Below are 20,136 nucleotides of genomic sequence, written 5' to 3' on the forward strand. Positions count from 1 at the left end.
ACGACGGCAGCCGGTGCCATGGTGCGGGTGACCAGGGCGTAGGCGGTCTCGGTGAGGCGCAGGTGGTGTTCGTCGACGTAGTCGCCCAGCATGCGGGCGGCCTCGCCGATGCGTCTCCGAGTGTCCGCTCGGCCACCTCGGCAAACGCCACGGGCGGAGGTGAACCGGGCGACGACCACGAGGGCTACGGAGACCGTCGCGAGCAGGGCGACACCGGGGCTGAAGGCGGTTGCCTGGAGGCGGTGTTCGCGCTCCAGGCAACTCGGTACGACCGCTATCGCCGGTGATCGACCGGCGTCGTCGTCAGTGCGCCGGGGTCAGTGCGACCTCGGCGCTGCCCGAGAGGGACGGCAGGCCGTCCGGGGGCGAGTCCTGGTAGGCGGCGTTGAAGACCGCCTTCAGGTTGTCCGCACCGGAGTGCCCGCCGTCCAGGAAGGTCTGGAACGATCCGGAGCAGCCGTTGCTCGTCGACAGCGGGTGGCCGTGCGAGTCGTGGCCGAGGATGAACGAGACCGTGACCTTCGCGCAGTCCACCGGCTGGTCGTCGGTGACGTAGACCTGCCAGGTGACGGTGTCGCCCCAGTGGAACGGCGTGCCGCCGTGGGGGGCCGGGTCGGTGGTGAGCGAGACGACCGGCGCCTTGTTGCCCACCACGATCGGAACGGACGCGGAAGCCGAGCGTCCGGTGCTGTCGGTGACCTTCAGGGTGGAGTCGAAGACGGCGTTGCTGGTGAAGGTGTGGGTCGGGTTCGCCTCCCTGGAGTCCACGGTGCCGTCGGCGTCGAAGTCCCAGGCGTAGCGGAGGGCGTCCCCGTCGGCGTCCTTCGTGCCGGCGCTGGACAACCGGACCGTCAGCGGGCCGGTGCCGTTGAGCACGTCCGCGGCGACCTGGGGCTCGGGGGTGCGGTTGCCCCGGGTGAAGTCGATGCGGGAGAGCTGGGCCTCCGGCAGCTCCGCGAAGTACCCGGTGCCGTATTCGAGGACGTACAGCGCGCCGTCCGGGCCGAACTCGGCGTCGATCGGGCCGTCGGTCCTGATCGAGGGAATCGCGTCCTCGATCCTGCGCACCTCGTTCCCTCGGCCGAGGGTGACGGCCTTCATCTGGTCGCGGGTCCACTCGTAGAAGAGCGGCTTGCCGTCGTAGTACCGGGGCCAGCGGTTCTCGGCCGTGTTGCGCCGGTCGTAGTGGTAGGCCGGGCCGCCCATGGGGCCGATGCCGCCCGTGCCGAGTTCGGGGAAGGTGTCGGAGGCGCCGTAGCCGTAGACGATCTGCGCGTCGGTGACCGGGGGCAGCACGCTGCGGCCCGTGTTGTGGCGCGAGTCGTTGACCGGCCTCGCGCAGTCGAACGCGCCGCTCGACCGCTGGGTGGCGAAGTCGTAGTCCTGGTACGGCAGGCCGCGGGTCACGCAGAACGGCCAGCCGTAGTTGGCGGGGCGGTCGACGACCATCCAGCGGCCCTGGCCGGCGGGGCCGCGGTCGGGGTTGCCGCTGTTGGCGTCGGGCGAGTAGTCGCCGACGTACAGGTCGCCGGTCCGGTCGTCCACGGCGAAGCGGAACGGGTTGCGCAGGCCCATGGCGTAGATCTCGGGTCGGGTGCCGGGTGTGCCCGGCGCGAAGAGGTTGCCCTTCGGGACGACGTATCCGCCGTCGCTCCTGACCTTGACGCGCAGGACCTTGCCGCGCAGGTCGGCGGTGTTGCCCGCGGTGCGCCGCGCGTCGTAGGCCGGGTTGCGGCCGGGGCGGTCGTCGAGCGGGGCGTAGCCGTCGGAGGCGAACGGGTTGGTGTCGTCACCGGTCGACAGGAACAGGTTGCCCTTGCCGTCGAAGTCGATCTTGCCGCCGACATGGCAGCAGATGCCGCGGTCGGCCGGTACGTCGAGGATCTTCTGCTCGGTGGCGAAGGCGAGCGTGTTGCCCACGAGCTTGAACCGCGACAGCCGGGTGACCCCCCGGTAGGCGGCGAAGTCCTCGGCCGTGCCGAACTGCGGCGCGTCCCCCTCGTTGACGCCCGCGGTGGCCGGGTCGTCCACGGGCGTGTCGAGGCGGGGCGAGTAGTAGAGGTAGACCCAGTGGTTCTTGGCGAAGCCGGGGTCGACGGCGATGCCCTGCACGCCTTCCTCGTCGTGCTGGTAGAGCCCGGCGGGGCTCTTCTTCATGTCGGCGGCGAGGAAGTTGACACCGCTTCGGGGGTCGTGGATCCGGACCTCTCCGGTGCGCGCCGTGTGCAGCACCCGCCGGTCGGGCAGGACGGCGAGGGCCATGGGCTCACCCGGGCGGTCGTTGAGGGTCACCTTCTGGAAGTCCGACGCGGCCGGCGGCACGGGAGCCGGTGGGGCGGCCTGCGCTGCGGGGAGCGGCAGGAGCGCGACGGCTCCGGCCAACGCAGCCGCTCCCGCGAGGGTGGCGATCCGTCTGTTGCGCACTCAGAACTCCTTCGGTCTGCGGGTGGAGCGGTGACGGAGGCGGGTGACGTCCGGTCAGTGGCGGGCGCGCAGGGCGGCGAGGTTGTCGTAGCCGACCCGGGCGAACTCCAGGGACTGGCCGGGTGTGCTCGTGCTCGGCGCGTTGTCCTGCTCGACCATCGGGTTGTGGTGGTTCTTCGCGCCCACCCGGGTGAAGAACCTCCGGTAGTCGATGTCGCCCGTGCCGAACGGCACCATGTCGTAGCCGAGCCCGCTCTGGGGGTTGACGACGCCGTCCTTGGCGTGGAAGAGCGGGAAGCGGTGGGTGTTGCGGACCACGAGTGCGGCCGGGTCGAAGACGCGCTCGCGCGCCGAGCCGTCGTGGGCGGTGTACGTGTGGAACTTGTACTGGGCCACGTGGGCCCAGAAGACGTCCAGCTCCAGGTAGACGTTCCTGCGGTCCGTCATGGTCAGGAAGTACTCCAGCTTCCGGATGCCGGAGCTGCGGGTCGGCCGGCCCTGGGCGTCGAGCGGGCCGCCGTCGAGCAGGAAGTCGTAGGCGCTGTCGTGGTTGTGGGTGTAGAGCTTGACGCCCTCGCGGCGGGCGAGGGCGCCCAGGGTGTTCCACTTCTCGGCGGCGACGTCCCAGTCGGCCCGGTAGGGGGTGGTGGTGGGGTCGGCGCCGGTGCCCATGTGCTCCATGCCGAGGATGTTGGCGATCTCCAGCCAGCGCTTGAAGGTGTCCAGGTCGGTCGGCGTCAGCGGCCAGGACGGCGGGATGTAGCCGTGGCTGCCCTGTGCCCGCAGCCCGTACGCGTCGAGCCAGGAGCGCAGCAGCCGCGCGCCCTTGACGGTGCCGAGATCGGCGCCGCCGGGTGCGTTGGCGTGCTGGCCGTAGCCCGCGAACTCCACCTGGCGGTAGCCGAAGTGCGACAGCTGCCGGAAGACCTCGCGGAAACCGGAGGGCAGGTCGGAGGCGAGCGGGTCGCGGCCGACCGCGTCACGGACGGTGTAGAGGATGATGCCGCGCTTGTGCGGCGGGACCAGGGCGGAACGGTCCCGGTCACCGCCGGCGGCCTTGGCCGTGTCGTGCGCCAGCGCGGGCGCGGCGCCGAAGACCGGGGCGGCGATCGCCGCGGCGGAGGCGGCGGTGCAGGTGCCGAGGAAACGGCGGCGGCTCAGGCCGAGCGTGCGGCGCAGGGCGTCGCCGGTGACGGTTTCGTCGTTGAAAGCGGTCACAGGGGTTCTCTCTTTCGTCGTGACGGTGGTGCGGGTGGGGGAACGGCCGCCGCCCCGGACGAGGCCGGCGAGCCGCAGGAGCAGGGACCTCGGGGCGGACGGGGGCGCGTGCGCACGGCAGCTCCCGCGCCGCCGGCACGAGGGCGGCTTCGGGCGCTGCCCGGGAGGGATGTTCCGTGGTGGGCGCGGTCACCGCGTGGGGGTGGGCGGCGAGAGGGCCGCCGGTGGGGGAATGCGCCGCCGGTCTCGAACGGGGTGGCGGCTGTGCACGAGGGGGACCGTAGCCTCGTTCGTGGGGACCACCCCGACGGCGCGCGGCGTCGGGGTGACTCGGCTGCGGCGCGGCCTAGTTCCCGCCGCCTCCGAAGGCGGCGTCGAAGGACGCCGCGGGCGGGTCGAAGTCGAAGCGCTTCAGGTGGGCGAGGGCGCGCGGGGCGCCGACGAGGCGGTCCATGCCGGCGTCCTCCCACTCCACGGAGACCGGACCGTCGTAACCGATCGAGCGCAGCATCCGGAACACGTCCTCCCAGGGCACGTCACCGTGTCCGGCGGAGACGAAGTCCCAGCCGCGCCGCGGGTCGCCCCAGGGCAGATGGGAGCCGAGCCGCCCGTTGCGCCCGTCCAGGCGCTTGCGGGCCTCCTTGCAGTCGACGTGGTAGATCCGGTCCCGGAAGTCGTAGAGGAAGCCGACCGGGTCCAGGTCCTGCCAGACGAAGTGGCTGGGGTCGAAGTTGAGCCCGAAGGCGGGCCGGTTGTCCACCGCCTCCAAGGCACGTGCGGTGGTCCAGTAGTCGTAGGCGATCTCGCTCGGGTGGACCTCGTGGGCGAAGCGGACGCCCTCGGCGTCGCACACGTCCAGGATCGGGTTCCAGCGCTCCGCGAAGTCCTCGTAGCCGCGCTCGATCATCCGCTCGGGCACCGGGGGGAACATCGCCACCAGATGCCAGATCGACGATCCGGTGAATCCGACGACGGTGTCGACGCCGAAGGCGGCCGCGGCCCGTACCGTGTCCTTGATCTCGGCCGCGGCCCGCCGCCGTACGCCCTCCGGCTCCCCGTCCCCCCAGATCCGGGCGGGCAGGATGCCCTGGTGCCGTTCGTCGATGGGGTGGTCGCAGACGGCCTGGCCGACGAGGTGGTGGGAGATCGCCCAGCAGCGCAGGCCGTACTTGTCCAACAGGGCGTGCCGGCCTGCCAGGTAGGCGGGATCGGCCAGGGCTTTGTCGACCTCGAAGTGGTCGCCCCAGCAGGCGAGTTCGAGGCCGTCGTAGCCGAATTCGGCGGCCAGTCGGCAGACCTCCTCCAGGGGCAGATCGGCCCACTGGCCGGTGAACAGGGTGAACGGGCGTGGCATGGTGCCTCCCAACGGGGTTCCTGCCGGTGTGCTAGCGGACTACGGCCTCGACGGCCTGGACGGGGGTGTAGACGGAGTTCTTCTGGGCGCTCTCCTCCACCGCGGCGAGCACCCGCTGCACCTGGAGTCCGTCGGCGAACGTCGGCACGGGGTCGGTGCCGGACGCGACGGCCTCGACCAGGTCGCGGGCCTGGTGGGCGAAGGTGTGCTCGTAGCCGAGCGCGTGGCCCGGCGGCCACCAGCCCTCCAGGTACGGGTGCTCCGCCTCGGTGACGACGATCCTGCGGAACCCCGCCGTGGCGGCCGGCTCCCGGTGGTCGAGGAAGGACAGCTCGTTGAGCCGCTCCAGGTCGAAGGCGAGCGACCCCAACTCCCCGTTCACCTCCAGGTGGAGGGCGTTCTTGCGGCCTGGGGCCATCCGGGTCGCCTCGAACGTGGCGAGCGCCCCCGAGGCGAGCCGGCCGGTGAAGACGGCCGCGTCGTCCACCGTCACCGGACCGCGCGCCGGCCGGGTGTCGCCGGAAGTGGTGGGAGCGGCGGGAGCGTTGAGTCCGGTCGGTGCGGAGGAGGCGCCGTCGAGGCGGGGGCGTTCCCTGACGAAGGTCTCGAGCTGCGCGGAGACGCCGACCAGCAGCTCACCGGTCAGGTACTGCGCGAGGTCGACGATGTGCGCGCCGAGGTCGCCGAGCGCCCCCGACCCCGCGTGCTCCCGCTGGAGCCGCCAGGTCAGCGGGAAGTCGGGGTCCACCAGCCAGTCCTGGAGGTAGCTGACCCGCACATGGCGCACCGCGCCGAGCCTGCCCTCGGCGATGAGCCGGTGGGCGTAGGTGAGGGCGGGAACCCGCCGGTAGTTGAAGCCCACCATGGCCACCTGTCCGCGTGCGCGGGCCGCGTCGGCGGCGGCGACCATGGCCTCCGCCTCGGCGACGGAGTTGGCCAGCGGCTTCTCGCACAGCACGTGCTTGCCCGCCGCCAGCGCCGCGATCGCGATCTCCGCGTGGCTGTCGCCCGGTGTGCAGATGTCGACGAGGTGCACGTCGTCGCGAGCCACGAGGGCGCGCCAGTCGGTCTCCGCCGCGGCCCAGCCGTGCTTGTCGGCCGCCGCCCGCACCGCGTGCGCGTCGCGGCCGGCGATCGCGGCCAGGACCGGCCGCAGCGGCAGGTCGAACACGTGCCCGACGGTGCGCCAGCCCTGTGAGTGGGCGGCTCCCATGAACGCGTAGCCGACCATGCCCACACCGAGTGCCGGCGGTGCGGTCCGACCGTCCCTGTGTTCCATACGGATTCCTCCATGTCGGAGTGTCAGTGCCTCGTGGCTCGTGACTCGTGGCTCGTGGCTCGTCTTCGTGGTCGCGGCCCGCGGCCCGGACCGGTCAGATGAAGCCGGTCGGCAGGTACTGGTCGACGTTGTCCTTGGTGACCACGGCCGAGTAGAGCGTCAGCGAGGAGGGGATCTCGAACTCGGCGAGGCCGCCGACGCCCTTGCCCTGGGCGAGCGCCCGGGCGAGGTCGATGGCGGAGGCGGCCATCGTCGGCGGGTACAGGACGGTCGCCTTGAGCACGCCGTTGTCGGCCTTGATGGCGTCCATCGCGGACTTGGCCCCCGCGCCGCCGACCATCAGGAAGTCGTCGCGGCCGGCCTGGTCGATGGCGCGCAGCGCGCCCACGCCCTGGTCGTCGTCGTGGTTCCACAGCGCGTCGAACTGCGACTGGGCCTGGAGCAGTTGCGCCATCTTGGCCTGGCCGGACTCGACCGTGAAGTCGGCCGCCTGGCGGGCCACCTTCTTGATGTTGGGGTAGTTCTTCAGGGCTTCGTCGAAGCCCTTGGTGCGCTGCTGGGTCAGTTCGAGGTTGTCGAGCCCGGCCAGCTCGACGACCTTGGCGTTCGGCTTGTCCTTGAGCCGTTCACCGATGAAGTGGCCGGCGTTGAGCCCCATGCCGTAGTTGTCGCCGCCGATCCAGCAGCGGTACGCCTGGGGGGAGGCGAAGACGCGGTCCAGGTTGACGACGGGGATGCCGGCCCTCATCGCCTGGAGGCCCACCTGGGTGAGGGCCTTGCCGTCGGCCGGCAGGATCACCAGGACGTCGACCTTCTTGTTGATCAGGGTCTGGATCTGTCCGATCTGCTGGGCGATGTCGTTGGAGCCCTCGGTGATCTCCAGCGTGACGTCGGAGTACTTCCCGGCACGGGACTTGGCGTTGTCGTTGATGGCGTTGAGCCAGCCGTGGTCGGCCTGGGGGCCGGCGAAGCCGATGGTGACGGCCTTGCCGGGCTTGTCGTCCGCGACCGGGGTGTTGTCCGCGGCCTGTTCCTGCTTGGCGGGCTCATTGCTGGTGCAGGCCGTCAGCAGCGCACCGGCGGACACCGCCGCGGTGCCGAACAGCAGTCCTCTGCGGCTGGTGGAGGGGATTCTTGCCATGGCGGATCGACCCTTCGACTGGGTGGTGCGCGGTGAGGGTTGGGGGCGGGGGCCGGGCGGGCGGCGTCAGGCGTCGCCGGGCGCGGAGCGGCGCTGGACCAGGACGGCGGCGACGATGATGGCGCCCTTGGCGATCTGCTGGACAGCGGTCTCCAGGTTGTTCAGGGCGAAGATGTTGGTGATCGTGGTGAAGACCAGGACACCGAGGACGGAGCCGAGGATCGTGCCGCGTCCGCCGCTGAGCAGGGTGCCGCCGATGATGGCCGCGGCGATGGCGTCCAGCTCGTAGAGGTTGCCGTTGGTGTTCTGGCCCGAGCCGGCGAGCACGATCAGCATGAACGCGGCGATGCCGCAGCACAGTCCGGACAGCAGGTACAGGTACAGACGCTGACGGCGTACGTCGATGCCGGCGAGGCGGGCCGCCTCCGCGTTGCCGCCGACCGCGACGGTGCGCCGCCCGAAGGTGGTGCGGTTGAGCAGCAGCCAGCCGATGACGGTGACCGCGGTGAAGATCAGGACCAGGGGCGGGACACCGAGCACGTAGGAGTCCCTGGCCCCGAGATCGAGCACGGAGGCGACGGTCACGATCTGGGTGCTGCCGTCCGTGATCTGCAGGGCCAGCCCCCGGGCGGAGGCGAGCATGGCCAGCGTCGCGATGAACGGCACCATCCTGCCGTAGGCGATCAGCAGACCGTTCACGAGACCACAGCCCACCCCGACGACGACCGCGGTGAAGAGGACGCCCGCGAAGCCGAACTCCTGGGTGGCCACGGTCGTCGCCCACACGGAGGCGAGCGCCACGATCGCGCCGACCGACAGGTCGATGCCGCCGCTCGTGATGACGAACGTCATACCGACGGTCACGACGCCGATCACCGACGCCTGGGTGAGGACGAGCTGCAGGTTGCTGGTCGCCAGGAACGCGTCCGGCGCGGTGATCCCGCCGACCGCGATGAGGACGGCGAGGACCCCGAGCAGGGACAGGCTGCGCACATCCCACCGCAGTCCGGGGCGACGCGAACTCGCTGGGTTTCCGGTGGACTTGGCGGCGGACGTGGCCGCTTCCTGCTGCCCCGCGGTGGCCGGCTGCGTCATGGCGTCGGGCTCCCTTCCATCACAAGATCGAGTACACGGTGCTCGTCGAGCTCGCGGGCGTCCGCCGTGTGCACGACGCTGCCTTCCCGCAGGACCAGCACGCGGTCGGCGAGACCCAGCACCTCGGGCACCTCGCTGGACACGAGGAGTACGGCCAGGCCCTCGTCGGCCAGTCGGCGGATCACCGCGTAGAGCTCCGCCCGGGCGCCGACGTCGACACCCCTGGTCGGCTCGTCCAGCAGCAGCACCCGGCAGCCCCGCAGCAGCCAGCGGGCGAGGACCGCCTTCTGCTGGTTGCCGCCGGACAGGGTCCTGACCGCGGCATCGGGATCGTCGGGCCGCAGGGACAGTTCCCGGACCGCCCGGTGTGCCGCGGCCCGCTCGGAGCGCCGGTCGAGCCAGCCCGCGCGGGCGAACCGGGACAGGCTGGAGACGGAGACGTTGCTGCTGACGGACTCCAGCATCAGGAGCGCCTGCGCCTTGCGTTCCTCGGGCGCGAGGCCGATGCCCGCGCGGACGGCGGCGCGGACACTGCCGGGGCGCAGCGGGGTGCCGTCGACGAGGACCCGGCCGCCGTCGGGCCTGCGGGCGCCGTAGACCGTCTCCAGGATCTCGCTGCGCCCGGACCCGACGAGCCCGGCCAGTCCGACGATCTCACCGGGCCGCAGCTCCAGGTCGAGGGGCGCGAACTCCCCGCGCCGGGTGAGCCCTTCGACCCTCAGCACCGGTTGTCTGCCGGCCGCGAACCCGGCCTCGGGGCGATCGGGGAAGACGTACTCCACCTTCCGCCCGGTCATGAGCGCCACGACCTCCTCGGTCGGCGTCGACTCGGCGGGCAGTCCGCCCGCGACCGACCGGCCCTCCTTGAGGACCGTGACCCGCTCACCGATGCGCCGGATCTCCTCCAGACGGTGGGAGATGTAGATGACGGCGACCCCGTCGGCCGTCAGATCGCCCACGATCCTGAAGAGGTTGTCCACCTCCTCGGGGTCGAGCGCCGCCGACGGCTCGTCCATCACGATCAGCCGGACGTCGTGGGAGAGCGCGCGGGCCATCGAGACGATCTGCTGCTGCGCCGCGGACAGTTCGCCGACGAGCCGCGCGGGATCGATCTCCGCGTGCCCGAGGCGTCGCAGCAGCGCGGCGGTCGCCGTGCGGGCGGCGGAGCCGCGCACCACGAATCCGGCGGAGGTGGGTTCGTGCCCGAGGAAGACGTTCTCCGCGACGGACAGCCCCTCGATCAGATCGAGTTCCTGGTAGATGGTGGCGATGCCGAGCCGCATGGCGGCGCTCGGAGACCCGAGGGTCACGGGTGCGCCCTGCCAGGTGATCTCCCCGCCGTCGGGCTGGTGGGCTCCGGCGAGCACTTTGATCAGGGTGGACTTGCCGGCCCCGTTCTGGCCGAGGAGGCAGTGGACTTCGCCGGCCCGGACCTCGAGGTCCACACCGTCCAGGGCGCGCACGCCGGGGAAGGACTTGGTGATGCCGGACATGGTGAGCAGGGGTGGTTGTGGTGCCATGTGGAATCCCCTCGGCGGATGCGGGCCGTGAGCGGACAGGGCTGTGAGCGGACAGGGCTCTGCGCGGTCAGCGCCGTGAGCGGTCAGCGCCGTGAGCGGTCAGGGCGAGCACGGCGGTTCGGGTGGCCGGGCGGCTCCGGAGAGCCCCTGGCGGCGCGGGCGCTCCGGGGCGTACGGGTGAGGAGAGGTCGGGAGGGAGCCGGGCGGGGCAGGGCGGCGGGCGTGCGGGCCCGGCGGCCGTGCACGCGGTGGTGGGAGCCGGCCGCCGAGGGGTCGTACGGCGGTCACGGCGATGGCGGCTTACGGCTTACGGCTTACGGCGGCTGCTGCTGGGCGGGGATGTTCCGTCGCCCCCGGGTGCGGACAGAGGTCAGGCCGGTGAGAAGACGTGGTCGCTGATGAGCCGGGCCGCGCCGATGACTCCGGCGGCCGGTCCCAACTCGCCCAGCACGATCGGCAGATTACGGGTGGCCAGCGGCAGGGACTGCCGGTACACCTGGGTCCGGACGCTGGCCAGCAACGTGTGTCCGAGCCCGGTCACACCGCCGCCGATCACCACCAGCCCCGGGTTGAAGAAACTGACGAGCCCGGCGATGACCTGTCCCAGGCGCTTCCCGCCCTCCCGGATCAGTTCGAGGGCCACCGGGTCCCCCGCCGCCGCCGCGGCCGACACGTCCTCGGCCGTCAGATGCCCGGCCGTCTCCAGCCGGGCGGCGAACTGCGCCGACCGGCCCTCGCGCGCGGCGTGCTCCGCGTCGACGGCCAGCGCGGCGCCGCTGAAGTGGGCTTCCAGGCAGCCGCGGTTGCCGCACGCGCACATGCGGCCTTCCGGCTCCACCCGGATATGGCCGATGTCGCCGGCGCTGCCCGTCGTGCCACGGTAGACCTCGCCGCCGACGACGATGCCGCAGCCGATGCCGGTACCGATCTTGACGCAGAGGAAGTCGCCCACGGAGCGCGCGACGCCCGCGTGCTGCTCCCCCATCGCCATCAGGTTCACGTCGTTGTCGACCATGACCGGGCAGCCGAGTTCCTGGCTGAGTGCCTCCCGGACCGGGAAGCCGTCCCAGCCCGGCATGATCGGTGGCGCGACCGGTACGCCCTCGGGGAAGCGGACCGGCCCCGGGACGCCGATCCCGGCGCCGTCGAAGCCCTCCGCGAGACCGGAGGCCCTGAGCTTGGCGGCCATCGACAGCACTTGCTCGAAGACCGCCACCGGACCCTCACGGACGTCCATGGGCTGGTTCAGATGCCCCAGGACCTCCAACTCCGCGTTGGTCACGGCGACATCGACCGAGGTGGCACCGATGTCGACACCGAGGAACCGCAGGGTCGGCGCCAGGCGGATGTTGTGCGAACGCCGGCCGCCCCGGGACGGGGCCAGCCCGTCCGCGACCACCAGCCCCGTCTCCAGCAGCCGGTCCACCTCGACCGCCAGCTTGGAACGGGACAGGTCGACCAGATCACCCATCCGGGCACGGGAGTGGGACCCGTTGTCACGCAGGAGACGGAGCAGCCGTGCCTGATGCGCGTTCTCGGGTCGAGCGGTCATCCGTCTCACGATCCCTCCCCTCTCCGGCACCTGTGCCGTCGGCCGCCGGACCGTCGGACCGTCGGACCGTCGGACCGTCGGACCGTCGGACCGTCGGAGAGGAACGTAACAACCATTTTCCAGGCTGTGAAGTAGTTACGCGGCAGTAGGGTCCTACTTTTTCCCGACGCAGGACAAAGTCGGCGGGTCAGGAGTGACCGGATACAGTGCGGGGGACGGCAGCCCGGCCAGGGGGTACAGCGTGACCGACACCAGCGAGACCCGGCCCGCCGAGGGCGAAGCGCCTTCGGCGCGGCGGAGCCGACTGCACCGCCTGATCCGCTACCTCCCCCTCGTCGCCCCCGTCCTGCTGTGGGTCGTGCCCTGCGGGGTGCTCCTGTACGGCGGCCAGCACTGGCCGCTGCCCGTCACGACGGCCGGCACCGCCGTGTTCGCCCTCGGGCTCGTCGGAATGCCGCTCGCGATGGTGCGCGGCCACGGCCGGCGCCAGCAGGACCGGGCCGCGATCGTCGGGGACACCCTGCTGGGCACCAGCTGGATCCTGTTCACCTGGTCCGCGCTGCTCGGCGTCCTGCTGCGGCTCGCCCTGACCGTGGCCGGTGTCGGCGGGAGCCAGGACCGGGCCCGGATCGTCACGTGGGCCGTCCTCGGCGTCACCGCCGTCCTGCTCGCCTGGGGTCACGCCGAGGCCCGCCGCGTCCCCCGGGTGCGCCGGATCGACGTGCCGCTCCCCCGGCTGGGTGCGGGACTGGACGGCCTGCGCGTCGTCCTCATCACCGACACCCACTACGGCCCCCTCGACCGCGCCCGCTGGTCGGCGCGGGTGTGCGAGACGGTGAACACGCTGGAGGCCGACCTGGTCTGCCACACCGGCGACATCGCGGACGGCACGGCCGAACGCCGCCGCGCCCAGGCCGCCCCCCTCGCCACCGTGCGGGCGACCCGGGCCCGGGTCTACGTCACCGGCAACCACGAGTACTACAGCGAGGCCCAGGGCTGGGTCGACCTGATGGACGAGCTGGGCTGGGAGCCACTGCGCAACCGCCATCTGCTGCTCGAACGCGGAGGCGACACCCTCGTGGTCGCCGGGGTGGACGACGTCACCGCCGAGTCCTCCGGACTGGCGGGCCACCGTGCCCACCTCGCCGGAGCCCTCGACGGCGCCGATCCCGACCTGCCCGTCCTGCTCCTCGCCCACCAGCCCGCGTTCGTCGACCGGGCGGCGGCCGCCGGCATCGACCTCCAGCTCTCCGGCCACACCCACGGCGGCCAGATCTGGCCCTTCCACCACCTGGTCCGCCTCGACCAGCCCGCCCTCGCGGGACTCAGCCGGCACGGCGCCCGCACCCTCCTCTACACCAGCCGCGGCACCGGCTTCTGGGGCCCGCCGTTCCGTGTCCTCGCCCCGAGCGAGATCACCCTCCTCGTCCTCCGCTCCCCGCAGCCGCCCGCCTCGCCGTGAGGGCGGGCGGGCCGGAGACCGACGTGCACGCTCACACCGTGGGGGGCGGTACGGGGCCGCTGCCCGCCGCCGGTGAGCGGTGCCCGGTCGTCGCCCCGGCGGCGCGCGGCAGGAAGCCGCCCCGGTCCGTCCGCGGCGCCGACCACCTCCGGTGACGGAGCCGACCCGCTCGGCACCCGGGCCTCCCGGCCGGCGGCGGCCGGGGATCAGCCGAAGAACACCCCGAACTCCTCGTACAGCGACAGATCCACCGTCTTGTTCTGCGCCCCGGGCTCCGGCAGCGCGGTGCGGACGATCCGCGTGCCGCGCAGGGCCACCATCGTGCCGAAGTCCCCTTCCCGGACCGCGTCCACGGCGTGCAGCCCGAAGCGGGTGGCCAGCCACCGGTCGAAGGCGCTCGGGGTGCCACCGCGCTGGACATGGCCGAGGACCGTCGTACGGGCATCCGTGCCCGTGCGCCGCGAGATCTCCCGCGCCAGCCACTCACCGACGCCCGACAGCCGCACATGGCCGTACTCGTCCAGGGACCGGTCCTTGAGGATCTCCCGCCCCTCCTCGGGCACGGCCCCCTCGGCGACGACCACGATCGGCGCGTAGTTGATCCTGAAGCGGCTCCGCACCCAGGCACACACCTGGTCGATGTCGAACGGCCGCTCCGGGATGAGGATGACGTTGGCGCCGCCCGCGACCCCGGCGTGCAGGGCGATCCAGCCGGAGTGCCGCCCCATCACCTCCACCACCAGGGTGCGCATGTGCGACTCGGCGGTGGTGTGGAGGCGGTCGATGGCCTCGGTCGCGATCCCGACGGCCGTGTCGAAGCCGAAGGTGTAGTCGGTGCCGACCACGTCGTTGTCGATCGTCTTCGGCACGCCGACCAGCCGGATCCCCTGTCGGCCGAGTCGGGCGGCGGCACCCAGCGTGTCCTCGCCGCCGATCACCACGAGCGCGTCGATCCCGTGCGCGGCGAGGGTGTCCTGGACGCGCCGCACCCCGTCCTCGTGCGCGAAGGGGTTCGTGCGGGAGGAACCGAGGATGGTCCCGCCGCGCGGGAGGATCCCCCGCACGACGGAGACGTCCAGCGGCACCACCTTGCCCTGGATCGCGCCCAGCCAGCCGTCGCGCAGACCGACGAAATCGAACCCGTACTCCTGGACGCCCTTGCGCACGACGCTGCGGATGACGGCGTTGAGACCGGGACAGTCCCCGCCGCCGGTCAGCACCCCGACCCTCATGGCGTCCTCCCTTCGCCGCTTCGTCCTCGGTGGAATACGGCCCCGGCGTACGTCAGGGCCGTATTCAGGGCCGTATGTCGAGTACCCGCGAGACGTCCCGGCGTGGGGTGGCGGGGCCCCGGGGGCCGTAGCCGAGGCGCAGCACGACCTGGGTGGGGCCCGTTCCGGTCGCCGGGTCGCGCAGGGGCCAGCGCAGGTCCGTCCATTCGAGGGGCTGGGTGGCGAAGGAGGCGGACAGGCCGTGCAGGGTGGCCAGGAGCAGGACGCGTTCCATGGCCTGGCCGGCGCGGAGCCAGTCCTCGCGGCGGTCGTGGACCGTGCTGACGAGGGCCAGTTGCGGGCTCTGTTCGAAGTCTGCGGCCTCCCGTCCGGCCGTCGGCCGGGACCCGGCGAAGTCCCGCATGGGGGCCCGGCCGCCGCGCATGCGCGGCCCGTAGGCCCAGCGCGGGACGCCCTCGCCCGCGCTGCCCACCGACACCGCGTCGCCGCGGGTCCACCGGATCAGGTCCTGGTCGCTGCCGCGGTCGGTGCGGTTGCGGGCCTCCGCCTCACGGAAGAGCTCCAGCACCTGCCGCAGATGCCATCCGGTGGGGAACGTCAGCGTCGCGCCCTCGGCGCGCGCGGCGGCGACGAGAGCCTCCCGTACGGCGTCCGGGATCTCCCTCTCCTCGAACGGGTGGCGGCTGGTGTGCCGCCGGTGGATCGCCGGATGCAGCGCGCCGAGGTCCCGTTCTCCCTCGCCGCCGTCGGTCGGCCGCACACGCGCGAGGAGGGCCCGGTCGGCGAGGTCGGGCAGCAGCACGGTCTCGGGGCGCAGGCCCTCGTGGGCGACCGCCACCCTCAGGTTCAGCAGGGCGGCGGCGCAGCCGAGATGCAGGGCCCGGGTGTCGGGGTCGGCGTGCGGCATGGTGCGCTCGAAGTCCGCGCGCAGCTCGAAGGTGCGGCTGTGCCGGAGATAGCGGAAGCGCCAGGGCTGCGCGTTGTGCATGGACGGTGCGGCGGCCGCGTCATGGACCAGGGCCGTCACCCGGTCGTCGGAGAGTGCTTGCCGGCTCACGGGGAACCTCCGTCGCGGGGCGCCTACTGCTCTTCTGCGGTGATCCTGCGGCCGGTGAGGCTCGTGGGGCGGATGGACACCCACATCGCGCGTCCACCGCCCGCCCAGGGCGGGGTGTGGGCGTGCTCGGTGAGGCCGCGCACCTCCTCCGGCCGCGTGACGACGCTCGCGTGGCCGACGGCGAGCACGCTCCACCCTTGGCTCAGTGCGTCGTCCACGTGGTCGACCTCGAAGGCGACCTCGGTGCCGACGGCCGCCGCGGGCAGCGAGTCCGGGGCGGTCCGGAAGGCGATGGTGTCGCCGACGACCTCGTAGTTGACCGGTACGACCGCCGGGCGGCCGTCGGACGAGGTCACCGCGACGCGTCCCACGCCGTGGGTGGACAGCAGGGAACGGCATTCGCCCTCGTCGAGATCCTGGAGGCGGGGGTGCAGCAGCGCGTGCCCCTGGCCGGGTGGCAGTCCGGTTCCGCCGCCGCGCAGCGCGGCGACGGTGGTGCCCAGCGCGTCGGCGAGCCGGATGAGGGCCGCCACACTCGGATCGGCGGGGTGCTCCTCCAGGTACGACAGGTAGCCGGGCGACATCCGGGCGCGGCGGGCCGTCTCCTCGAGGCTGAGCCCTTGTCTGCGGCGTTCGGCGGCCACGCGTCGGCCGAGGTCGCCCGGATCGGCCGCGCCGGCCGACGCGGCCCGCGCGGGGACGGCCTCCGGGCCGAGCTCCGAACGGGGCTCCGGATGGGGCTCCTGATAGGGCTCCGGGTGGGGCTCCAGATGGTGGACGTGCGCGTCGGGACCGGGGAACACGAGCGTCACCTCGTCCGTGTCAGACCAGCGCACGTCGTACGGCGGTGTGCCGTCCTCATGGCGGAGTCCGACGATCTCTCCGTCGCGCCGGGCGGTGCCCGACGTCGTGCTCTCGATGACGAGCTGGTCGCCGACGTGAGCCCGCATGGTGACCACCTCTCCTTCTGATCCGTCGGGATGGTTCGGCGGCCCGCCTCACAGGAGCCGGCCGGCGGCCTGCTGCGTGCCCGGCCGCGGTGTGCCCACCCCTTCGATGTCCCGCTCGGCGGCCTGCAGCAGTTTGCGGGCGAGATCGTTCATCGCCCGGCCCGCCGCCAACTCGTCGCCGATCTCCGGCACGTCCCGGTCCGCCGGATGGCAGTGCGCGGTGCCGTGACCGGTGAGCGCCGTGGTGCCGGTGTCCAGCACGAGATGGGCCTTCGTCGTTCCCTCGTCGTCCTCGAAGATGTGGAGACGGGCCTTCCATTCCGCCGTGTGCGACATCGCCATCCTCCTCATCGGTACGGACCGCGACGCATGAGCCGTGTGCGCGTGAGCCACCCGTCGCGCCTCCACCATTTTGTACGCGGAGTACGGGTACGGCGCGTCGGCCGGCATCGGCAGGCACCGGCCGGCACCACGGCGCGGGTGCCGACGGCCCCCGCTCCCCTCCACCCTCCGACACCGGCGGGCTCCGGTCACAGGGCCGAAGGTCCCTCGTGAACCGGCGTCCGGCCCCGCCCCCGTCCCCGAGGCGTCCACATGCGCGGCACAGGGGAATGGGGTATTCCTCGAAAGGGGAGAGACGGAGGCCGCGCCATGCAACCCGTCGTCACCGTGGGCCTGGACGGCTCACCCGAGAGCCTCGCCGCCGCCCGCTGGGCCGCCGACGAGGCCGAGAAACGGGGACTCGCGCTGCGCCTGCTGCACGCATGGCCGCTGCTGGCGCCGGAACCGGCCCGCGTCGCCGCCCCCGAAGTCGACCAGAACTACTGGGCGAAACGTCTCGTCCACACCGCCCAGGCCGAACTCCAGGCGCACCACCCGGGGCTGACCGTGCTCGGCACCCTGGTGCCCGAGGATGCCCAGGTGGCCCTCGTCCGGGCCGCCGCGGAGTCCGAGATGGTGGTGCTCGGCTCCCGGGGGCTGGAGACCGTCGAGAGCTACATCATGGGCGACGTCAGCATGCCGGTCGTGGCGCGGGCCGGGCGGCCCGTCGTCCTGGTCCGCGCCGAGCGGGCGGAGCAGCCGGCCTCCGGTTCCCCGGGCCGCGTGGTCGTGGCGCTCGGACTGCGCACGCCCGGTGACGAGTTGCTCGACTTCGCGTTCCACTCCGCCGCGGCCCGGAAAGTGCCCCTGCTGGCCGTCCACGGCCACAGCGTGCCGCTCCACGCGCGGATGCCCTGGGGTGCGGACCACACCGTCACCGAGGAGATCACGAAGAAGGCGCGCAAGGAGCTGGGCCGGGCGCTCCGCCCCTGGCACGAGAAGTACCCGCAGGTGGAGGTGGTCGACAGCGTCCGTCTGACGAGCCCGGCCAAGGCCGTCCTGAAGGCCGCCGAAGGTGCCGCGCTGCTGGTCGTCGGAAGGCGGGCGCACCGCCGCGGCGGGACACCGCACCTCGGGCCCGTCGCGCACGCCGCCCTCCATCACGGGCGCTGCCCGGTGGCCGTCGTCCCTCATGACTGAGCGCGGTCACCCGGCCTCGGCCGGCGCGGCGGGTCCGCCGCCCCGCGCGGAGGTGTGCGAGACGCACTCCGCGATCGTGTTCTTCGTCGGCGACCGCGCCTACAAGGTGAAGAAGCCGGTGGACCTGGGGTTTCTGGACTACGGCTCGCGGGCCGCCCGCCGGGCGGCCTGCGCACGCGAGGTGGCTCTCAACCGCCGTTTCGCTCCGGACGTGTACCTGGGCCTCGGCGAGGTCACGTGTCCCGAGGGCGAGGGGGACGAGGTCGAGGGGGACGAGGGGGACGAGGGCGACGAGACCGGGGACGGAGACCGGGAGGGGGACGGGCACGGGGAACCCCTCGTGGTGATGCGCCGGATGCCGGCGGACCGACGCCTCTCCCGGCTCGTCCGCGCCGGCGTGCCGCTCGACGACGACCTGCGGGCCGTGGCCCGTCGGCTCGCCACCTGGCACGCCGAGGCGCCCCGCGGCCGGGACGTGGACGAACAGGGCACCCGGGACGCGCTGGCGGGCCGGTGGGAGGCGAGCTTCGCGCAGATCCACGCGTCGGCCGACGACGGCTCCCTGCCCGACGGCGTGCCCGACGGCGTGCCCGAGGTCGAGCGGCTGGTGCGCCGCTACCTCGCCGGCCGGGAGCGGCTCTTCGCCTCCCGCATCGCCCAGCGGCGGGTGGTGGACGGCCACGGCGATCTGCTCGCCGAGGACGTCTTCTGCCTCGACGACGGCCCCCGCGTCCTGGACTGCCTGGAGTTCGACGACCGTCTGCGCTACGTCGACGGCCTGGACGACGCCGCCTTCCTCGCCATGGACCTGGAGCAGCTCGGCGCCCCGGAGGCGGCGGCCTCCTTCCTCGCCCGGTACAGCGAGTACTCCGGCGACCCCGCGCCCCCGTCCCTGTGGCACCACTACGTCGCCTACCGCGCGTTCGTCCGCGCCAAGGTGTCGCTCATCCAGGCGGGCCAGGGGGCGCCGGGCGCGGAGCCGGCGGCGCGACGGCTGATCTCGACGACCCTGCGTCACCTGCGCACCGCCGCCGTGGGACTCACCCTCGTCGGCGGACTGCCGGGCAGCGGGAAGTCCACCCTCTCCGGTGCGCTCGCCGGCCGGCTGGAGGCCACGCTCCTCAGCAGCGACCGTCTGCGCAAGGAACTCGCGGGCATCCCGCCGGAGCGGCCGGCCGCGGCCGCCTACGGCGAGGGGCTGTACACGCCGGAGTGGACGGCCAGGACCTACTCCACCCTGCTCGACCGGGCGGCCGCCCTGCTGTCGTCCGGCGAGTCCGTCGTCCTGGACGCCAGCTGGTCCGCCGCGGAGCAGCGCACGGCGGCCCGGCACCTGGCCGAGCGCACCGACGCCGACCTGGTGGCCCTGCACTGCCGGGTCCCCGGCGAGGTCTCGGCGGCCCGGCTGAGCACCCGCGCACCGGGCATGTCCGACGCGGGGATCGAGGTCGCCGCCGCCATGGCCGCCACGGAACCCCCGTGGCCCGAGGCCGTGGCCGTCGACACCGGCGGACCACTGGAGTCCGCCGTCGCCCGGGCACTGGCGGCCGTACGCCCGTGGGGCCCGGGCCAGGCCCCCGTCTTCCGCCGCCCGTACATGGAACCGGACTAGGGGCTGTCCGGCGGATCATGCCGCAGACGCGGGGTCTGGCACGCCCACCTGGGCCGATGAGTCACCGCTGCTTTCCTGCGACTTGATCCGCCGGACAGCCCCTAGCCGGACCGGACGGGCGCGGATCGCAGGAGCGGGTTCAGTCGTCGTCCCCGCCGCCCGACGCCGTCTTGGAGAAGCCGTCGTGCCACGCCGCCTTCGCACCCGAGTCACCGATGCGGTAGACGTCCACGACGGCTCCCGCGGCCACCACGAGGGACAGCACCGCGGCCGCCACCCGCAGCGGGGTGCCGGGGCGGCGGGCACCGCCCGAGGCTGCGGGCCCGGACGCGGCGGCGCGGCCGGAGGCCCACCAGACGGCGGCGGCCAGGACGAACAGGCCGCCCACCCAGGGGAGCAGGCCATCGCCCAGCTCGGCGTGCCGGCGCACCAGGGCGTTGCCGTCGACGTGTCGCTCCAGCCACTCCCCTGCCTGCGTGGTGAGCGGCACGCTCACGAGCGTGACCAGGGCGAGCGCGGGCAGCACGACACCCATGCGCCGCGCCGCCCCGGGCCGTATCGCGCAGACGACGAGCGCCAGCGCAGTCAGGGGAACGAGGACGACGACGACATGCACGAGCAGTATGTGTGCGGGCAGGCCGTTGACCAGGCTCATCGGCAATTCCTCCGGGGGATCGGGCACTCACCGTGCGGATCGGGCGCGCCAGCCTGGCACAGGA

At 73.0% G+C, this 20,136-nt stretch carries 16 protein-coding genes; 3 read left to right on the top strand and 13 right to left on the bottom strand.

Features of this window, described 5'->3' with window-relative positions; translation table 11 throughout:
* Positions 1 to 303 precede the first annotated feature (303 nt).
* The 8 genes from AQJ58_RS29935 to AQJ58_RS29970 all read right to left on the bottom strand — a co-directional run bounded on the left by AQJ58_RS29935 (position 304) and on the right by AQJ58_RS29970 (position 11,583).
* Positions 304 to 2,424, bottom strand: coding sequence for a PQQ-dependent sugar dehydrogenase (locus AQJ58_RS29935; protein WP_067255797.1), 2,121 nt, complete (start codon positions 2,422 to 2,424; stop codon positions 304 to 306).
* 54 nt (positions 2,425 to 2,478) lie between these two features.
* Positions 2,479 to 3,642, bottom strand: coding sequence for a sugar phosphate isomerase/epimerase family protein (locus tag AQJ58_RS29940; RefSeq protein WP_067255799.1), 1,164 nt, complete (start codon positions 3,640 to 3,642; stop codon positions 2,479 to 2,481).
* 346 nt (positions 3,643 to 3,988) lie between these two features.
* A complete protein-coding gene (locus tag AQJ58_RS29945; protein ID WP_067255801.1) occupies positions 3,989 to 4,996 on the bottom strand; it encodes a sugar phosphate isomerase/epimerase family protein in 1,008 nt (335 codons plus the stop codon).
* 31 nt (positions 4,997 to 5,027) lie between these two features.
* Entirely contained in the window at positions 5,028 to 6,275 is a 1,248-nt protein-coding gene (locus AQJ58_RS29950; protein WP_067255802.1) for a Gfo/Idh/MocA family protein, read from the bottom strand.
* A 94-nt stretch (positions 6,276 to 6,369) separates the two neighbouring features.
* Positions 6,370 to 7,416 (bottom strand): substrate-binding domain-containing protein, encoded by a 1,047-nt coding sequence (locus AQJ58_RS29955; protein WP_067255804.1) that lies wholly within the window; start codon positions 7,414 to 7,416, stop codon positions 6,370 to 6,372.
* A 66-nt stretch (positions 7,417 to 7,482) separates the two neighbouring features.
* Positions 7,483 to 8,511, bottom strand: coding sequence for an ABC transporter permease (locus AQJ58_RS29960; protein WP_067255806.1), 1,029 nt, complete (start codon positions 8,509 to 8,511; stop codon positions 7,483 to 7,485).
* Positions 8,508 to 10,031: a sugar ABC transporter ATP-binding protein gene (locus tag AQJ58_RS29965; protein WP_067255807.1), complete on the bottom strand. Its 1,524-nt coding sequence runs from the start codon at positions 10,029 to 10,031 to the stop codon at positions 8,508 to 8,510. The genes AQJ58_RS29960 and AQJ58_RS29965 overlap by 4 nt, the downstream gene beginning before the upstream one ends.
* A gap of 370 nt (positions 10,032 to 10,401) precedes the next feature.
* Entirely contained in the window at positions 10,402 to 11,583 is a 1,182-nt protein-coding gene (locus AQJ58_RS29970) for an ROK family protein (RefSeq protein WP_067255809.1), read from the bottom strand.
* A gap of 241 nt (positions 11,584 to 11,824) precedes the next feature.
* On the opposite strand from AQJ58_RS29970, the gene AQJ58_RS29975 reads away from it, so the two are divergent.
* Positions 11,825 to 13,045, top strand: a complete 1,221-nt coding sequence (locus AQJ58_RS29975) for a metallophosphoesterase (protein ID WP_067256266.1) — start codon at positions 11,825 to 11,827, stop codon at positions 13,043 to 13,045.
* Between the two features lie 206 nt (positions 13,046 to 13,251).
* On the opposite strand, the gene AQJ58_RS29980 is transcribed toward AQJ58_RS29975, so the two are convergent.
* The 4 genes from AQJ58_RS29980 to AQJ58_RS29995 all read right to left on the bottom strand — a co-directional run bounded on the left by AQJ58_RS29980 (position 13,252) and on the right by AQJ58_RS29995 (position 16,620).
* On the bottom strand, positions 13,252 to 14,277 hold the full coding sequence (locus AQJ58_RS29980; protein WP_067255811.1) for a 6-phosphofructokinase: 1,026 nt from the start codon (positions 14,275 to 14,277) through the stop codon (positions 13,252 to 13,254).
* Between the two features lie 64 nt (positions 14,278 to 14,341).
* Positions 14,342 to 15,334 (bottom strand): Acg family FMN-binding oxidoreductase, encoded by a 993-nt coding sequence (locus AQJ58_RS29985; RefSeq protein ID WP_067255813.1) that lies wholly within the window; start codon positions 15,332 to 15,334, stop codon positions 14,342 to 14,344.
* A gap of 23 nt (positions 15,335 to 15,357) precedes the next feature.
* A complete protein-coding gene (locus tag AQJ58_RS29990; protein WP_067256268.1) occupies positions 15,358 to 16,284 on the bottom strand; it encodes a pyridoxamine 5'-phosphate oxidase family protein in 927 nt (308 codons plus the stop codon).
* Positions 16,285 to 16,332: 48 nt separating this feature from the next.
* On the bottom strand, positions 16,333 to 16,620 hold the full coding sequence (locus tag AQJ58_RS29995) for a DUF1876 domain-containing protein (RefSeq protein ID WP_067255815.1): 288 nt from the start codon (positions 16,618 to 16,620) through the stop codon (positions 16,333 to 16,335).
* A 315-nt stretch (positions 16,621 to 16,935) separates the two neighbouring features.
* On the opposite strand from AQJ58_RS29995, the gene AQJ58_RS30000 reads away from it, so the two are divergent.
* Together AQJ58_RS30000 and AQJ58_RS30005 are read left to right on the top strand one after the other, a co-directional pair.
* Positions 16,936 to 17,805: a universal stress protein gene (locus tag AQJ58_RS30000; protein WP_067255817.1), complete on the top strand. Its 870-nt coding sequence runs from the start codon at positions 16,936 to 16,938 to the stop codon at positions 17,803 to 17,805.
* Positions 17,798 to 19,417, top strand: a complete 1,620-nt coding sequence (locus AQJ58_RS30005) for a bifunctional aminoglycoside phosphotransferase/ATP-binding protein (RefSeq protein WP_234360342.1) — start codon at positions 17,798 to 17,800, stop codon at positions 19,415 to 19,417. Before AQJ58_RS30000 ends, AQJ58_RS30005 begins: the two co-directional genes overlap by 8 nt.
* Positions 19,418 to 19,556: 139 nt before the next feature.
* Here the strand turns inward: AQJ58_RS30005 and AQJ58_RS30010 are convergent, their stop codons facing one another.
* A complete protein-coding gene (locus AQJ58_RS30010) occupies positions 19,557 to 20,072 on the bottom strand; it encodes a DUF2231 domain-containing protein (RefSeq protein WP_067255819.1) in 516 nt (171 codons plus the stop codon).
* Between the last annotated feature and the right edge of the window lie 64 nt (positions 20,073 to 20,136).

Source organism: Streptomyces sp. DSM 15324 (genome assembly GCF_001514285.1).
Classification (GTDB): Bacteria; Actinomycetota; Actinomycetes; order Streptomycetales; family Streptomycetaceae; genus Streptomyces.

Excerpts from the sequence above, each read along its gene's own strand:
- AQJ58_RS29945 (WP_067255801.1), bottom strand. The coding sequence starts at position 4,996 with ATGCCACGCCCGTTCACCCTGTTCACCGGCCAGTGGGCCGATCTGCCC.
- AQJ58_RS29950 (WP_067255802.1), bottom strand. The coding sequence starts at position 6,275 with ATGGAACACAGGGACGGTCGGACCGCACCGCCGGCACTCGGTGTGGGC.
- AQJ58_RS29955 (WP_067255804.1), bottom strand. The coding sequence starts at position 7,416 with ATGGCAAGAATCCCCTCCACCAGCCGCAGAGGACTGCTGTTCGGCACC.
- AQJ58_RS29960 (WP_067255806.1), bottom strand. The coding sequence starts at position 8,511 with ATGACGCAGCCGGCCACCGCGGGGCAGCAGGAAGCGGCCACGTCCGCC.
- AQJ58_RS29965 (WP_067255807.1), bottom strand. The coding sequence starts at position 10,031 with ATGGCACCACAACCACCCCTGCTCACCATGTCCGGCATCACCAAGTCC.
- AQJ58_RS29970 (WP_067255809.1), bottom strand. The coding sequence starts at position 11,583 with ATGACCGCTCGACCCGAGAACGCGCATCAGGCACGGCTGCTCCGTCTC.
- AQJ58_RS29980 (WP_067255811.1), bottom strand. The coding sequence starts at position 14,277 with ATGAGGGTCGGGGTGCTGACCGGCGGCGGGGACTGTCCCGGTCTCAAC.
- AQJ58_RS29990 (WP_067256268.1), bottom strand. The coding sequence starts at position 16,284 with ATGCGGGCTCACGTCGGCGACCAGCTCGTCATCGAGAGCACGACGTCG.
- AQJ58_RS29995 (WP_067255815.1), bottom strand. The coding sequence starts at position 16,620 with ATGTCGCACACGGCGGAATGGAAGGCCCGTCTCCACATCTTCGAGGAC.
- AQJ58_RS30000 (WP_067255817.1), top strand. The coding sequence starts at position 16,936 with ATGCAACCCGTCGTCACCGTGGGCCTGGACGGCTCACCCGAGAGCCTC.
- AQJ58_RS30005 (WP_234360342.1), top strand. The coding sequence starts at position 17,798 with ATGACTGAGCGCGGTCACCCGGCCTCGGCCGGCGCGGCGGGTCCGCCG.
- AQJ58_RS30010 (WP_067255819.1), bottom strand. The coding sequence starts at position 20,072 with ATGAGCCTGGTCAACGGCCTGCCCGCACACATACTGCTCGTGCATGTC.